This is a genomic window from aff. Roholtiella sp. LEGE 12411 (genome assembly GCF_015206995.1).
In the GTDB taxonomy this organism is placed as follows: Bacteria; Cyanobacteriota; Cyanobacteriia; order Cyanobacteriales; family Nostocaceae; genus Komarekiella.
On record NZ_JADEXR010000007.1, the window covers coordinates 1 to 16,166 of the forward strand.

Annotated in this window: 14 protein-coding genes; 10 read left to right on the forward strand and 4 right to left on the reverse strand. The window is 43.1% G+C overall.

The genetic code is table 11. The annotated features are described in order from the left end of the window. Positions 1–195 precede the first annotated feature (195 nt). The gene (locus IQ246_RS02750; protein WP_193999906.1) at positions 196–1,368 is read right to left on the reverse strand and encodes a Re/Si-specific NAD(P)(+) transhydrogenase subunit alpha; all 1,173 of its coding nucleotides are present in this window, start codon (positions 1,366–1,368) and stop codon (positions 196–198) included. Positions 1,369–2,225: 857 nt separating this feature from the next. Between IQ246_RS02750 and IQ246_RS02755 the strand changes: the two genes are divergently transcribed. The 7 genes from IQ246_RS02755 to IQ246_RS02785 all read left to right on the forward strand — a co-directional run bounded on the left by IQ246_RS02755 (position 2,226) and on the right by IQ246_RS02785 (position 6,496). Next, positions 2,226–2,738 (forward strand): DUF2808 domain-containing protein, encoded by a 513-nt coding sequence (locus tag IQ246_RS02755; RefSeq protein WP_193999908.1) that lies wholly within the window; start codon positions 2,226–2,228, stop codon positions 2,736–2,738. 197 nt (positions 2,739–2,935) lie between these two features. Further along, positions 2,936–3,070, forward strand: coding sequence for a 50S ribosomal protein L34 (gene rpmH, locus IQ246_RS02760; protein WP_193999910.1), 135 nt, complete (start codon positions 2,936–2,938; stop codon positions 3,068–3,070). A gap of 25 nt (positions 3,071–3,095) precedes the next feature. After that, on the forward strand, positions 3,096–3,518 hold the full coding sequence (rnpA, locus tag IQ246_RS02765) for a ribonuclease P protein component (RefSeq protein ID WP_193999912.1): 423 nt from the start codon (positions 3,096–3,098) through the stop codon (positions 3,516–3,518). Continuing rightward, positions 3,505–3,894, forward strand: a complete 390-nt coding sequence (locus tag IQ246_RS02770; RefSeq protein ID WP_193999914.1) for a PH domain-containing protein — start codon at positions 3,505–3,507, stop codon at positions 3,892–3,894. The genes rnpA and IQ246_RS02770 overlap by 14 nt, the downstream gene beginning before the upstream one ends. 311 nt (positions 3,895–4,205) lie before the next feature. Beyond that, positions 4,206–5,357 carry a membrane protein insertase YidC gene (yidC, locus tag IQ246_RS02775; RefSeq protein WP_193999916.1) on the forward strand — a complete coding sequence of 384 codons (1,152 nt, stop codon included), beginning with the start codon at positions 4,206–4,208 and terminating at the stop codon, positions 5,355–5,357. Then, on the forward strand, positions 5,354–5,875 hold the full coding sequence (locus IQ246_RS02780) for a R3H domain-containing nucleic acid-binding protein (RefSeq protein WP_193999918.1): 522 nt from the start codon (positions 5,354–5,356) through the stop codon (positions 5,873–5,875). The genes yidC and IQ246_RS02780 overlap by 4 nt, the downstream gene beginning before the upstream one ends. Before the next feature lie 114 nt (positions 5,876–5,989). Beyond that, complete coding sequence (locus IQ246_RS02785; RefSeq protein WP_193999920.1) at positions 5,990–6,496, forward strand: DUF177 domain-containing protein; 507 nt, start codon at positions 5,990–5,992, stop codon at positions 6,494–6,496. Positions 6,497–6,963: 467 nt separating this feature from the next. On the opposite strand, the gene IQ246_RS02790 is transcribed toward IQ246_RS02785, so the two are convergent. Continuing rightward, entirely contained in the window at positions 6,964–8,928 is a 1,965-nt protein-coding gene (locus tag IQ246_RS02790) for an NACHT domain-containing NTPase (RefSeq protein ID WP_193999922.1), read from the reverse strand. A 9-nt stretch (positions 8,929–8,937) separates the two neighbouring features. Then, entirely contained in the window at positions 8,938–9,390 is a 453-nt protein-coding gene (locus IQ246_RS02795; RefSeq protein ID WP_244141913.1) for a hypothetical protein, read from the reverse strand. A gap of 343 nt (positions 9,391–9,733) precedes the next feature. Here IQ246_RS02795 and IQ246_RS02800 point away from each other — a divergent pair, with 343 nt between their 5' ends. The 3 genes from IQ246_RS02800 to IQ246_RS02810 all read left to right on the forward strand — a co-directional run bounded on the left by IQ246_RS02800 (position 9,734) and on the right by IQ246_RS02810 (position 12,206). Further along, a complete protein-coding gene (locus IQ246_RS02800) occupies positions 9,734–11,248 on the forward strand; it encodes an AAA family ATPase (protein WP_193999924.1) in 1,515 nt (504 codons plus the stop codon). A 165-nt stretch (positions 11,249–11,413) separates the two neighbouring features. Then, positions 11,414–11,932 carry an SH3 domain-containing protein gene (locus IQ246_RS02805; protein WP_193999926.1) on the forward strand — a complete coding sequence of 173 codons (519 nt, stop codon included), beginning with the start codon at positions 11,414–11,416 and terminating at the stop codon, positions 11,930–11,932. A 136-nt stretch (positions 11,933–12,068) separates the two neighbouring features. After that, positions 12,069–12,206 (forward strand): hypothetical protein, encoded by a 138-nt coding sequence (locus IQ246_RS02810; RefSeq protein WP_193999928.1) that lies wholly within the window; start codon positions 12,069–12,071, stop codon positions 12,204–12,206. Positions 12,207–12,229: 23 nt separating this feature from the next. Here IQ246_RS02810 and sbcC read toward each other — a convergent pair whose 3' ends face one another. Beyond that, positions 12,230–15,256: an exonuclease subunit SbcC gene (gene sbcC, locus IQ246_RS02815; protein WP_193999930.1), complete on the reverse strand. Its 3,027-nt coding sequence runs from the start codon at positions 15,254–15,256 to the stop codon at positions 12,230–12,232. Positions 15,257–16,166: the final 910 nt, after the last annotated feature.

The following is a 16,166-nucleotide window of genomic DNA, read 5'->3' on the forward strand; positions in this document are numbered from 1 at the left end:
GGATGGGGCATTGGGGATGGGGCATTGGGCATTGGGCACTTGTACTGAGCGTATCGCTAAAGCGAAAGCTCCGCTAACGCGTAGCGTCTCGTAGAGAAGTATTGGGTATTGGGTATGGATGGATCTCAAGGCTCCTGTGTGTGCCCATCTGCTCCTCTGCCCGTCTGCTCATCCTGCTCCCCTGCTCGCTATTCCCTAATTAACCGCTGGTTGTTGAGTACTCAAAGCTTGTAGCGCATCCCGCACTCGTTGATTGCGAATTTCACCAGCATGGGTAACGCAAGCCGCATCAACAATATCGTCGGCAAAATTCACCTGCAAAGCTTTATCTTTGATCAGCAGTTGAATCAACGATGTCACGTTCTTGGAATACAGTTGGCTAGCGTGGATTGGCATCGATGAAGGGAGATTAATGGGCCCAATAATTGTTACGCCATTCCACACAATGTCTTTGCCGGGTTCGGTGCAGGCACAGTTACCACCCTGTTCAGCAGCCAAATCCACAATCACCGAACCTGGTTTCATTTGTGCCACCATTTCTTCTGTAACGAGCCGTGGTGCTTGTCTACCAGGTACTTGGGCGGTGGTTATTACAACGTCAGAGTTTTTGATATGTTCGGCGACAACTTCTTGGGTGCGCTGTTTACTAGCTTCGGAAATTTCTTTAGCGTAGCCGCCAGCTGCGACGGTTTCTTCTTCTAATTTGACTTCAACAAATTTAGCCCCTAAGCTTTGTACTTCTTCTTTGACGGCGGGACGAATATCGAAGGCTTCTACTACTGCTCCCAAGCGTCTGGCGGTAGCGATCGCTTGCAATCCTGCCACACCAGCACCCATAATAAATACTTTCGCTGGGGCGATCGTCCCTGCGGCTGTAGTCAACATTGGGAAATATTTCGGTAATGCCGCTGCGGCAATCAATACTGCTTTGTAACCTGCCAATGAAGCTTGCGAGGACAAAGCATCCATACTTTGCGCCCTGGTAGTACGGGGAATCATTTCCATACTTAGGGCTGTGATTTGGCGATTTGCCAGTTGCTGCGCCACTACCGGATTTCCCAAAGGATTGAGGAAGCTGACTAAAACAGATCCTTCTTTGAGCAAGTCAATTTCTGAGCGCCCATCTTCTCGCTCTTGGGGAGGGCTAACTTTTAGTAAAATATCTGCTTCGCCCCATAATGTGACAGGATCATCAATAATCTTGGCTCCTGCTGCTTGATATGCAGCATCGCTAAAAAATGCTCGCTCTCCTGCACCCGTCTCTACCCATACTTCCAAACCTTGTTTTACCAATCGGGCAACTATATCAGGAATCAATGCCACACGACGTTCACAAACTTCTATTTCTTTAGCAACTGCTATTCTCATGAAATCTCCTGGAGATAAATACCTAATCTCTGCCTACGCGATTGTCCAGATGAAGGACGTCCCACACCTTTCATAGTGCCTGGGCGGGAACTATCAGCCATGACTTTTACTAATAAATTGAATGAACTTTTCCTCTCCCACTCTTAACTCTTCAGGCAAGGCCTCACTTTCTTGTAAACTTCTGATGGACACCGAACTTCTAAGCGTCGGCTTCCGGCGATGATCTATCAGATTGATCGCAAACCTCAGCTGAGACTTTCCGCTTACCGCTTGCAGATGTCACAGTTTCAGATAGTTGCAAACAGGATTATATATTGCACATCCTAAGTGATTCCCAAATTTTGCATCTTTGTCTTCAGCTTCTTTTAGGGATTGGAAAATTTTGGTATACCTTTGTTGATATAGTGCAATATTCATCAAATTTTTTAAGCTTGATGATTTCCAAACTAAATTTTAATGATTACTACTTTGGTTCAAGCTTATTTTAACAATTTACCTCAATTTAACTGGCGATCGCTGATCGCATGGTTCAAGTTTTATCACAAAATTATTAAATTTAGATACACTTATACATATTCAGAAACACAATCTAATCTCAATTGTGTTTCTAGCTAGTTCAAATTTGACCGAACTGCCAATATAATTAGCACACCGCAAGGATAATGCGGTAAGTAAATATTATATTAGTAATATAAGTTACTAAGTAGTTTATCTTACCTAATCCTCTAAGACAAATGGCACTTTTTCTTGTCATTGAGCGTCCCTTGTCAGGGAGTCAGTAGTAAAGTTTAGTTACGAATACTAACGCATAGCTATTTTAGATAACAGATTTATATTTTGGTTGAGGAAGCCCCATTATGCGACGTTTACTTTCCGCTTTAGCTGTTACTAGCTGTTTAGTGACTGGATTTCCCGTGATCACCTGGGCGCAAAGCTTACCTGGATTTACGCTGTTTAGCGGCATCAAAAGCGAAAACCAGCTACCCTTCCGGTTAGATTTTGGTGGACAAACCAATAGCACAGATCGTTACATACTAAGAATTCCAGAACAAAAGATGAAGTTGGCAGTGGCTCAATTTGCCATTACCTACCCTAATTATTACAAAGGAAATTTTGATCCCAAAGAAATTGAGGTACGCGTCAAAGGCAAAAAAGTTCCGCTTTCTGAAGTGAAGTGGGACAAAGAAGCTAAACTTATCAACATTTATCCTCAAGAGCCAGTGCCAGCAGGTAACAAGGTTGAGTTAGTCTTATCTAACGTGCGAAACCCAGCCTTTGGAGGAGTTTACTATTTTAACTGCCAGATTCTCTCGCCTGGCGATGTGCCACTTTTACGTTACCTCGGAACCTGGATTATTAGCGTCAGTTAAGTACAGACGCAATTAATGGCCTCTGTACAAGGGCTAAGGGTACAGACGCAATTAATCACGTCTGTTATGGGGTATATTTATTTGACCTTTAACTTTGGACTGTTGACTTTTTAAGCTCAATCTCTAATTCTTCACGATTAAAGTGATACAATAGGAGATTGTGGCTTTTTATGAAAATCACCTAAGAGGAGAATAGTATGCAGAGAACTTTGGGCGGCACTAACCGTAAAAGAAAAAGAACCTCTGGTTTTCGCGCTCGAATGCGGACACCAGACGGGAGAAACGTGATCAACGCTAGGAGAAAGAAGGGACGTCATCGTCTGAGCGTTTAGGGCACTTGAAGCTAAAAGAGCAACTGTGGCTTTGCCCAAAGCAAATCGATTAAAATCTCGAAAAGATTTCCAGGCAGTTTTCCGGGAAGGAACTCGGCGTCATGGCTTTTACTTAACATTGAGAGCCTTAAAACCGCCATACGTAAAACAACCTTCTTTGGATACTGCCACCAAGACTACACAACCAACAGACTCAACACATCTTGCCAGTACACAAATTGGCATTTCAATTAGTACAAAAGTTAGTAAGAGAGCAGTGATCCGCAACCGGATCAAGCGGCAGATCACAGCTGCTTTGCATAATCTACTACCCAAATTATCATCAGGATGGCGGCTAGTAGTTGTTGTGAAACCCACAGCAGCAGAATCTAAGTGCGTAAGCCCACAATTTCTGCAAGAATTAGAGCAGTTGTTGGCACAAGCCGAGGTGTTCGATGGGCATTCGTGAAGATATTTATTATGAGGGTGGCCCTCACATTGGGGATTTAATTCTAAACCTGCTGATTGGACTAACTGTGGTTGGGATACCGTTGGCAGTCGGTGCAATTGTCAGGGCATTGTGGCTGCGTTTCCGGATCACAGATCGCCGAATTACTTTGATCGGAGGTTGGAGGGGACGCGATCGCACTGACGTAATTTACTCAGAAATTGTCAAAATCGTCAAAGTCCCTCGTGGCCTTGGCTTTTGGGGAGATATGGTGCTAACCCTCAAAAATGGTAGTCGTCTAGAATTGCGGGCTATTCCCAACTTTCGTGAAGTCTATGACTACATCAACGAAAAAGTAGCTGCGAAAAATCCCCAATATAGTAGTGCTGCTAATTAAGTGATGGATAGTAGGGACAGCAGAGGGAGTGGGGGAGTGGAAGAGTGGGGGAGTCGGAGCAAGGGGAAGTTACAGTAAGTCTTTCCCCTGTGCCCCTGTGCATCGCTCGTTGAGCGCTAGCGCTGAGCGGAGTCGAAGCGTAGTCGAAACACTGCCACTCTGCCTCCTAGCTCTTGACCCTTGACTTTTGACCCTTGACTCAGCACTTTGAATGTGCGGCTATCCGTAGCGAAAGATAGTCGCCGACAAACTACGATTTAGATAAATTAGATCTCAGTCAGTTTACAGTACCTCAGGTTGAATTCAGAATAATGGATTTTGGTATCGGGTTTCTCTCGAACAACGTAATGTTGCCAATCATAGACTTTTTCTATGGCATTGTGCCTAGCTATGGATTGGCGATCGTTGCCTTAACATTGATAGTCCGCTTCGCGCTCTATCCCCTGAGTGCTGGCTCAATTCGCAATATGCGGCGGATGCGAGTTGTGCAACCTTTGATGCAAAAGCGGATGGCAGAAATTAAAGAGCGCTATAAGGATGATCCGCAAAAGCAGCAAGAGGAAATGGTCAATGTCCAAAAAGAATTTGGCAACCCATTAGCAGGCTGTTTTCCATTGCTAGTGCAAATGCCAGTTTTATTAGCACTGTTCGCCACTTTGCGAGGTTCACCTTTTGCTGGGGTTAACTATTCTGTTAATCTACAAATCCTTCCCGGTGAACAAATCGAACAAATTCAACCCCAAGCCTTCGCTACTTCTCCTCAAAACATCTATATTGCTGATGGAGAACACGTTAAGGTAACTGCTATTCTTCCCAGTGGCAACAAATTAGCGGTGGGAGAACAAACCAAGATACAGTATCAGACTATTGAAGGCAAACCATTTCAGGTACTCTTAGCAGAACATCCAGAAAATAAGTTGATTCCTGAATGGAAAGTTACCAAAGGTGAAGACAGGATCAAAATCGATGCTGATGGCAATATAGAAGCTTTACAACCAGGAGATGTTACGATTCAAGGCTCGATTCCTGGACTTGCAGCAGATAAAGGCTTTCTATTCATTGATGCCCTAGGCAGAGTTGGCGCGACTGATCCAGATGGTACAATCCACTGGGATATCGTCGCTATGATTGTCTTCTTTGGGATCAGCCTCTACGTTAGCCAATTACTTTCTGGGCAAAATTCTAGTGGTGGCAATCCACAGCAAGATACAGTTAACAAAATTACCCCAGTTATCTTTTCTGGGATGTTTTTGTTCTTCCCCTTGCCAGCTGGGGTACTGATGTATATGGTAATTGGTAATATTTTCCAGACGCTGCAAACCTACATTCTCTCCCGCGAACCCTTACCAGAAGAACTGCAAAAAATTGTAGAGACTCAGGAGAAAGAAACAGCAATCGCAGAACAAAAGGCATTGCCGTTTGAGCCAAAAAGTTCTAAGAAAAAAGCCACAGGGGGATCATGAGCAACAATCCCATGCAGCGAGGTCAGCAGTGGTTAAAATCGCTGCTCGAACTCACTGGTATATCTACTGAAATTCAAGGCAATTTAGAAACTGCCCAGTCTCAAGACAGTGATTCCCCAGAACCAGATAACTACTGGTTGACGATTGATAAAACAAATTTGACGCCAGAACAAGTCCAAGTTTTAATTGGTGTCGATGGTTCTGTGCTTGATGCAATACAGTATTTAGCTAATTCGGTTTTAAATCTGAGCCAACCACAAGAGGAACAAGCCTCTTACACCATTGAATTAAATGGATATCGTGTTAAAAGACAAGCCGAAATTCAGGCCTTAGCCGAAGCAGCAGCTGACGAAGTACGCTTTTCTGGTCAAGAAGTCGAAATAAAATCCCTCAGTTCGGCTGAACGGCGTCAAGTTCATACCTTCTTGAAAGACTTTGAAGATTTGGAAACCTTCAGTCGCGGTAAAGAGCCACATCGTCATCTGGTTGTCCGACCATCTGTAGCGGTTGAATCATGAAAAGCTAGCCCAGTACTGAATATCTGCTGTCGCTCAAAGCTAAAATAAAGATATAGTGTCAGCATAATTGCTGATAATCACCATAAATTTTCGTGAGGATGTCTCACAAATCCTATGGACGCAATTTATATTCCGCAGCTAACTAGAGCATCGGAGCGAACAGAGGAAGTTCAAATTAAGGAGTTTCTACCTGGTCTGGAAACATTGACTCCAGTTCGTGGTCACGTCCGCGTGCAGCATCAAGGCAATTACTTGGAAGTATCTGGCCAAGCAGAAACAATTATTACTTGTACCTGTAACCGCTGCTTACAGCAATACAATCAACGTTTAGGGATTGATACTAAGGAAGTCATCTGGTTAGATGAAACCGCTAATCAAGCCCAAGACTTGCCCCTAGAGCGGGAAGTAGCTATGGAAGATTTGGTAGAAACCATATCACCTGATAGTTATTTTTATCCTAGCGAATGGTTGTATGAGCAGATGTGCTTAGCAATGCCTCAGCGCCAACTATGTGCTCGCAATTGTCCAGGTATCATTAACAATACTGCCGATAGTTCAGAAAATCCAATTGACAATCGTTGGGCCTCTCTAGAAGCACTGAAAAAGCAACTTCCGGGATAGACAGGTTACTTTCAGCTTGGTTAACGCGCTACTAATAGCGCGTTTATTACAAGTAATCAATTATTATATAGCAATGCTATTTTATTTGTAAGAATTGCAACCCGCATAACCCTGACTTCTTTGAGAAGTCGGGGTTCTTGTTTCTTACGAATTATTCAGGATTGCTATAGCTGTAGGGTACACAGTAAAGTCAGCAAGTGAAAACAGTACAGCACTTCCGGCAGCTATGAGGTACATCCTAAAAGCTGAAAGCAATGATAGGAGAGGGGCAAGGAGAAAACTATATTGCATAATAGCCGGAAGCGCTGTAATACTGATTACTTGTGAGATTTATCCCCAACAAAGGGCTTAACCCGAATTTCTCACCAAGCTTAATTTTGTGCAGTTTCACAAAGAATTGGTATTAGCCATAATAATAAACACAAACTGGCAAATAATGTTCTTTATTTATTATGACTATGCTTAATTTATTCTCGGCTAACTGGCTCCATTTGGGCAAAATGCTCCAGCAGCATTCGATGAATAAAAATGTAACTACCTCCAACCTTTTGCAAAAATATGTGTTCAGTCGCATATTCAAGAAAGTGGGCATAGTTTCGAGGTATGTAATTCTGGCTGTAGAGAATGAGGCGTAAAGTGAAATGTTGTAGACAAGCTTTACCACCCCCAAATACTAGCCCAAAAACTAATCCAAACACTATCCCCAGTTGCAGCCATGAAGGATGTGGGGGACGTAAAAGTTTTAAACCAATTAATGCTCCAAAAAATCCACCAATTAATCCGCCAATCAATCCCATTAGTATGGCATTCCTGACTGAGTTCCGTATCCCTTGGTTAGGAATCGTTTTTGTCTCTATTTCTGGGCCTCTCAACCCACCTAATAACCCTAAAATTAGTCCACCAGTTAGCCCATGTATTAACCCTAATTCTAGACCATCGATGATATTTGGTTGAGGTTCCGTTAGCTTAAAACACACTCCTACCATTAGCCCCACAAATAATCCACCTATTAGTCCATTTTTCAGAGATTTTTTGGCTTCTTGCCAAGACCATTTCAAAGTTTCAACTGGTTTTATTTTTGTAATACTCAAAGAACCAGTTAATACAACACTTATTACAACAATATATACCAGATTGATTGATTGTGATTTACTTATTAAATTGCAAACAATGCTGATTAACGCACAAATTATGACTCCAAATAGAAAAACTCCCAATTGATAAAATATTTTTGGCACTCGATTGGACAACCAAGTAGGCTGTATTCTTTCAATAAGAAAGACTGTTTGAGATTTTTGATACATCTGCTGTGCTAACCAAATTAGCCAGCGCCTTGCTTGCACTTTTGAGTATCTTTGCTGAGATTGACGACGCTGAAACATCCGTTCAATATAAGCATCAAACAGGTGTTTGCGGCGTTCTTCTTTTGAGCCTGTATTGGGTAAATCTTCGAGTTTCTTACCTTTATAAGCCAGGGTCATGACGCTTAAAGTCAGGGGAGACTTGGCTAACTCTTGTAGCGTAGTGTCTTCTTGAAGCAATGTTTTTACTGCTTCGAGTTGTTCACCAGCCCGGTCTAAATATTGGTTAACTTGCTGAAATGTCAAAGATTGGATGCAGATAGCACCTTGCAATTGCAAACGAGTAGACAGAGCTTCATAATCTCGGATACGGCTTGTCACTACAATCTCAATCAGCCCATGTTCTTGCATGAATTTGTTGATGGCTTGGATGCAGGTTTCCCGACGCTCAATTTTAACCTCATCTAGACCATCTAGTAGTAGTAATAATTGTTGATCTTCAATCCAGACTTTACCAAGCGCCTGAAAAATTTGATAAGTACTATGCAATTCTTCAATCAGCCAATCAGCAATTGTTTGCTGTTTATTCCCCCAAGAAGATAAGTTTAGTACTACTGGAATAGGTTGACTCAAATCTTGTTCGGTACGAGCAATTAATTCTTGTGCCAGCTTTAGGATAGTGATTGTTTTACCCGCTCCGGGTTCTCCTAAAATTAGTAAGGTTCGCCCTTTTCCCATCTGATTGAAGATATCAGAGACACTTTTACCTTCAAGTAAGGTTTGTCCAGACTCATTAGGAATTTCTTGGATAACGCTAGACGGGCGCTTTACTGCGTCTAATCGTTCTTCAAGTCCGAGATCAATTAGACCTTTGGTGTACAAAGATTTTTCTAGTACGCCTTTAATCCAATACTGTTTGACTTTATTAAGTAAAACTTCTCGGAAACGGTACTCCTCTTTTCCTGAAGGAGCTTTTACTTGCCTGTGACTTATTAGTTTAGCTAAGCTGAAGCTTTCATTTACAGTTAGGTACTGAATTTGGTGCAAGTCGCGTCCAGCCTGTCCGATTTGAGCTTCCCGAATCAAAGCACCATCAATATTCAAATTTTGAAGGGGCTGTTCTTGATTCATAATCTTTTTTTATGTAATTAGTAAAATACTTTTAACTGCAACTCCTAACCAAGGAGCTAATTGTTTGGCAATTGGCTCTAACTTTTGCCAAATTCCTTGGCCTGCATTAAAGGTTTCGTTTGCTTCTTTAAGGACTTTACTAGCTTTTTGCAAACTTGTCGCCGCAGTGTTTTTGTCTGGTTCTTTTTCTTTAACTGCGTCGTTTGCATAATCCAGATGTTTCAGTGCTTGTTTCTTTTGGTCTTCTGGTAAATCTGAATTACGAAATATGGATTCAATTTGTGCCATTAATTCCGCAACCTCTGGTAAGGTCAATTGTTTCTCAGCCTCACCCTGAGTAATTTGCTGATTTTGGGTCATGTCGCCAGCAGCTTGTCCAACTTGAACACCTGAAAATTGACCACCGCCAATGTTGAGGGACATTCCGCCAGTATTTTTGGGCTGTGAGTTATTTTCTTCCATTTTATTTACTTTGGAAAAATATAATTTAATTTAAGCTCTAATCCAGATTGAGCAGACGACTTTCCTGAATATTAAAAAAAATTACGTATATAGTAAGCTAATTATTACATCATGAATATTAGCCAATACTGTTTGGTTAAGTTACCAGATAGGGTTTATCGCTGCCTCGACAAAGTACTAATTATTGTAAGGACGGCGATAAACCGCGTCTTTGTGATCTATTAAAAAATCTGATCCGATCCGTATTGAGAGCCAGATAACGAGAAATATTCGTTTTTAGTTGTGAGACACAATACAAACCTGAACAATGGGATAAGAACGAATAAACACTAACAGCTATTTTATGAACTTTCGTGAAGAGTTTAAACTACTCCTACGTGCCCGTTATCCTTTAATTTATATTCCTACCTATGAGGAAGAACGGGTAGAAGCAGCTATCCGGGAAGAAGCAACCAACCAAGGCAATCGCCCAGTGTATACCTGGGATTTTGTTGATGGTTATCAGGGAAACCCAAATGATGCTGGGTTTGGGCGACGTAACCCGCTGCAAGCTTTGGAATTCATTGAAAAATTACCAGCAGCTGCACCTGCGGTATTGATTTTACGAGATTATCATCGTTTTTTAGATGATGTGGCGATCGCTCGCAAACTCCGCAACCTAGCGCGACTTCTCAAGTCTCAACCCAAAAATATTGTATTATTATCGCCGCGCATCGCCATCCCTGACGACTTAAGCGAAGTTTTGACGGTCGTCGAGTTTCCCTTACCCGCCGCTCCAGAAATTAAACTAGAGGTGGAGCGCTTGCTACAAAGCACTGGTAATTCCTCACTTTCTGCCAAAGTCCTAGATGATCTTGTGCGCTCTTGTCAAGGACTTTCTATGGAACGTATTCGCCGAGTTTTGGCAAAGGCGATCGCTACCCACGGAGAATTGCAACCAGAAGACGTGGATCTAGTTTTGGAGGAAAAACGCCAAACTATCCGCCAAACCCAAATCCTGGACTTTCACCCTGCCACTGAGCAAATTTCTGACATTGGCGGACTGGATAACCTGAAAGATTGGCTGATTCGTCGGGGAGGTTCATTTACTGATAGGGCGCGACAGTACGGATTACCGCACCCCCGTGGTTTAATGTTGGTGGGTATTCAGGGCACTGGTAAATCTCTAACAGCAAAAGCGATCGCTCATCACTGGCATTTACCTCTACTACGTTTGGATGTGGGGCGGTTATTTGGTGGTTTGGTGGGTGAGTCAGAATCTCGCACTCGCCAAATGATCCAGGTAGCTGAAGCCCTCGCTCCCTGCATTTTATGGATTGATGAAATAGATAAAGCCTTCTCTGGACTTGGTAGCAAAGGGGATGCTGGCACAACCAGCCGTGTCTTTGGCACTTTTATTACCTGGTTAGCCGAAAAAACCTCACCTGTGTTTGTCGTCGCCACTGCCAACGATATCCAAGCCCTACCGCCAGAAATGCTTCGCAAAGGACGGTTTGATGAAATTTTCTTTGTGGGTTTGCCCACCCAAGAAGAGAGAAAAGCAATTTTTAATGTTCATTTATCCCGATTGCGTCCCCATAACTTGAGAAGCTATGACATCGACAGGCTAGCTTATGAAACGCCCGATTTTTCCGGAGCCGAGATTGAGCAAACTTTGATTGAAGCAATGCATATTGGCTTTAGCCAAAACCGAGACTTTGCTACCGACGACATATTAGAAGCAGCCAGTCAGATAATACCTTTAGCACGAACCGCTGTAGAGCAAATTCAGCAACTACAAGAATGGGCGGCGGCGGGGAGAGCGCGTTTAGCATCGAAACATAGTCCTTTAAGCGATGCCTTCGGCAAGCTACGCTAACATATTCAGTGGCAGCTACAATAATGGGTTAGTCCAGAGTCAATAGTCCAAATAAACGCCTTTGAACCTTGAATTTTGACTCTTGAGAGAAGTCAGAGCAGAGGAAGCTTCCGCTCTGAACTTCGGTATCATTGACTATTTACCAGTGGTGATCAGGTTTTAAATATGTTATCTGGCTTACTAAAGTTTACCCTTGGATTTTTCTTAGCGATCGCTGTGTTAATAGGTGGCGGCGTTGCCACTGCTCTCTATTTCATTAATCGAACCGCTATACCCCCTGCTAAGCCCATTTTTGCCAATGATAGCCCGCAGGTGAAGGCCCAGGCGGGAGCAAGCAGTTCTACCCCTACACCCGGAGCTGCGACTCAATCCTCTGTTGACTCAACCTCTACTCCTAATCCTACTGAATCACCCAAGATCCAATCACCAAAGCCATTACCACCAGGAACTTACCGAGGGCGTGTTAGTTGGTCTCAAGGCTTGAGCTTGCGAGCAGAACCCAATCAGGAAGCCCAACGTATTGGTGGGGTTGGTTTTAATCAAAAAATCATCATCTTGGAAGAAAGCGAGGATAAAACCTGGCAAAAGATTCGTGTAGAAGCTAACGAACAAGAAGGGTGGGTGAAAGCAGGTAATACTAAAAAAGTTGACGAACAACAGCCTGAACAATCAGGACAACAATAATGAAAAACTCCACCCCCTTGTGGATGGAGTTTTTGGGCATAGGGAACTCGGGGCCCCTCTGAAGATAAGGGACAATAGGGAACTTGTACTGAGCAAAGCCCAGGTAAGCCGTTGGCGCAGCCTCTCGTAGAGAAGTATGGGGCATGGTAAAGAAGCTACCAATGCCCAATGCCCAATACCCAATGCCCCATGCCCCATGCCCCATGCCCAATCCGGCGGAGCGACTATCCCTCTACAGACACCTGGGGATGGAGTTTTCCGTCGCTTTCAATGAAGAATCTGTCTTGTAGCTGAGGATTAAATCAACAAATGCAATTGCGAACCTTGCTGGGTTTTACTGACTTCAATCCGAGCTTGGAAAGCTTCTTTGAGGTGGGGCATGTGGGTGACGGTGAGGATGCAGGCAAAATCAGCAGCGATCGCATTAATCGCCGCAATCAGGCGATCGCATCCTTCTGCATCCTGTGTACCAAATCCTTCATCCACAATCAATAATTGCAACGCCGCCCCTGCCCGCTGCGCCAATAATTTCGCTAGAGCCAAACGGATGGAAAAGTTAATTCTAAAAGCTTCACCACCAGAGTAAGTTTCATAAGCTCGCGTTCCTCTAGCATCGGCAATTAAAATCTCCAAGGTGTCTATCAGCTTGGCATTTTTCTTCGTTGATCTACCACTGCGTCCAGCTTTTTGTGTAATAAATTGTACGTGTAACTGATTGGCACTCAGCCGTGAAAGTAGTTGATTAGTTTCAGCTTCCAGTTGAGGTAACACATTCTCAATCATTAGTGCTTGGATACCATTTTTACCAAATGCTTGCGCTAATTCCTGATAAACACGATATTGCTGTTTGCAAGATTGCAGTTGCTGCTGCTGTTGTTCGTACTGAATTTGCAGCGTTTCTAGTTGATGAGCCAGCTGTTCCAAACGCCCTAACTTCGCTATTTGCTCATCAAGTTGTCGTCTGCGGTTTGCTAACTGCTGCTCTAAAGCTTGAATTTGAGCAGATGGATTGGCTGTTGCTTCTAACTGCTGGATAATGCTTTCAATTTGGTTAGCGAGGTTTTGTCGCTCGGTGAATCTGGCGCTTCTGGATGCTTCTAGCTCTTGTAATCTCGTCTGGAATTGAGGATGCTGTTGCTCGGCTGATAACAGTTGTTGATAACGCAAATGCCAAGATTGAGCTTGGCGTACAGCCATGCGTAAGTTGTTATGCTGCTCTGAACTGTAGCCAATTTCGACAATTTGACGCTCAAGAGCCGCGATCTGTTGAGCACAGTCAGAATCAGTTTGATCCTGCTGAATTCTAGTTTGTAATTGAGCAATAGTGGCTTGTAGTTCTGGTTTTCTGGCTGCTAGTTGGGCTTGTCGCTTAGTAGCATCTTTAATCTGTCCTTGTTTAATTTCTGCCCACCGCCACCGCTCAACTTCGCTCCGGGCCAGGGCGTGGTCTTGTTCATTGTAATTAACTTGTTGCAGATACTGATCTAGCTGTTGGAGTTCGGCTTGTTTATCGGGAGCGTAATCACCTGCTTGGAGCGATCGCTCTAGATGTTGCTTTTCGGCAGCAATTTGTTGTAGCTGTTGTTGGACATCAGTTGTAGCTTCCAATTGTGCTGCTAACTGTCCTCGTTGTTCGTGTAAACCATCGTAGCTTGCCAACTGTTGAGATATTTCCCGATATTCTTGCCTCAGTACCTGAATTTCTCTATCTGATACAGCCATTTGTTCCCGAACTACCCAAAACTGCCCTTGAGTGTCCTGTAACTCAGTTTGGGTTTTTTCTACCACACGGCTCCAGTGATGTTCATCTAGAGGACGCTCGCACAAAGGACAAAGAGCATTGGGATTTTGGAGCATTTGTAGTTTTTGCTCTAGTTCTCCCAGTAGTTTTTCGTAGTCACGTTGATGAGCTTGCAGACGTTCAATAAAGTGACGCCTCTCCTGTCCTTTTTCCTGCACTCTTTGCAGATAAACCCGTTTTTTCTCCAACTCCTCAATCTGTACTGCTACATCCATTACCGCTTGTTGGAGTTGTGGTTGGCGTTGTGAGGAGCGTTGGAGTTGGTTTTCTGTACTTTGCAGTTGTTCGAGTCGTGCTATTAAACCAGCATGAGTGCGATCCAGTTGACTTTTTAAAGTGGCTCGTTGTTGCAACAAAGGAGTTACCTGCATTTGCAGTTGATCAAGACGAGCAACATGGTGACGCGCTGCTGTTAGTTGTGCTAAAGCTGCTTCTACTTCACCTGATTTAGTGAGAGTTTGCTGAATATCTCGCTCTTGCTGCTGTAAAGCTTCTAGTTGGGCTTGGGCTTGTTGCAGTTGCCGTTCAATTTCGTGAAGTTGTTTGGTAAGCTGTTGTTGCTTTTGTTGGCGAGTCTGTTGGGCGCGGGTGTATTCTTCAAATTTGGTGGCAAAAGCTTCTTCTTGAGATTGCAGACTTTGGTACTGAGCGTATCCAGCTTTAATCTCAGCTTGCTGATTTAATATTTTTTCTATATCTGACAACTGGCTGCCAATAGTTGACCGCTCTTGTTGGAGGCGATCGCAGTCTTGTGTAAGATTCTGGTATTGCTGCTTGACAAAGCTGAGTTGTTGTTCCCAATTTTGTCGCTGGTGCTGGACAACTTGCAAACTTTGTAATTGAATATTGTCAAACGCTTGCACTTGTTGCAATTGGTTCAGTTCAGCTTCTAACTCGGCTCTTTGTGTCTCGGTTATTTCACGTTGTTGCAACTGAGTTTTAATCGAATCCAAAGAACGTTCTAGCTCCTCCACCCGTGCTTTGAACTGACGGGAAGATTCTTTTGCTCGTTCTTCCAAATCATCGTACTGATTGAGTTTCAACAACTCCGCTAAGATTTCTTTGCGTTCGGTGGGGCGCTTGAGCATGAATTCATCTGCACGACCTTGACGTAGGTAGGCAGAATTAATAAAAGTATCATAATCTAGCTTGATGTGTTCTAGAATCAAATCCTGTGTCGCCCTTACTCCTTTGCCAGTAAGTGGACGAAACCCAGAGGCTGTTTCGATTTGAAATTCAAGAGCGCTAGTTCCACCTCGAATTCGGGTACGAATCACCCGATATTTTTGCTGGTTATTTTGGAAAGTAAAATCAACCCGAACTTCTTTCGCGCCAGAATGAATAACATCATCTTCAGTTGTGGCGCGGCTTTCGCCCCAAATTGCCCAAGTAATCGCTTCCAGAAGGGAAGATTTACCCGCACCATTGGAACCAGAAATACAAGCCGTATGCAAACCACGAAAATCTAAAGTGGCATCACGGTAACTGAGAAAGTTTTTGAGGATAAGTTGTACTGGGATCATTCAGGCTATAGCGCCACATCTACTTTTAATAATTAAGAGTACAGATGCACTGTTTGTTAGTTTAGCTATCTAAATATCAGGTTTCTAGTCTTGAAGACTTCAATTTTACAAAAATTAACAATAAGATGAGTGCTTTTTTCTTTCTGTGTGAATAATTTTTGCTACCGCCAGAGAAAAATTAAACTCACCTGGAGGCTTTCTTTTATTTACCCCTGTTGAGCGAGAAGAAAACAAGCTAAGAAGAGTTGTTCTCAGGGTTGAAGGAGATGATTTTTACTTGACTTCTCCAGGTTCCGCTACTTTCAAAAACAGGGGTAGCCAGAAATTCTCTTCACTATGACTATCTAATGAGATCAGACATCGCCTTTTATGGATAGTCGTAAAACATCAAAACCCGCGCTGGCGGGTTTCGTTTATTTGGTTCTCCGACTTCTAGCCACCAAGACATCATTTTAGTTTGATTAATTGCGATCGCGTTGGCGCAGCCTTTCGTAGAGAAGTGACTCTTATGGAGTATTGCGATCGTTTGACTCTGACCGAGGTATCAAAAGTCCACTATATGTACTTACAGTAAATTTTGTTAAATCCATGCGAAGCCTTAATTTTACTCTCGATGGGTTAGATGAGGTTAGAGAAGAGGATAGCGATCGCATCTTAAATGAAATTCGTGAGTTTTCTGACCGTTTCCCAAACATCAGTTTGTCATGACCTGCCGCAGCACGTGAGTATACCTTCGATAAATTCACAATAGAATATACTTTGCTATTACCCATCGCAGAGATTGATCAGTGTCAATATAAATTTTAAATACTCATATAGCTGATATATAACTGATAGTTTATTTTTTACTATTACAGGTAACTCAATCGTGATATCTGTTACCTATCTTTTACCCAACTACTAACTTAAA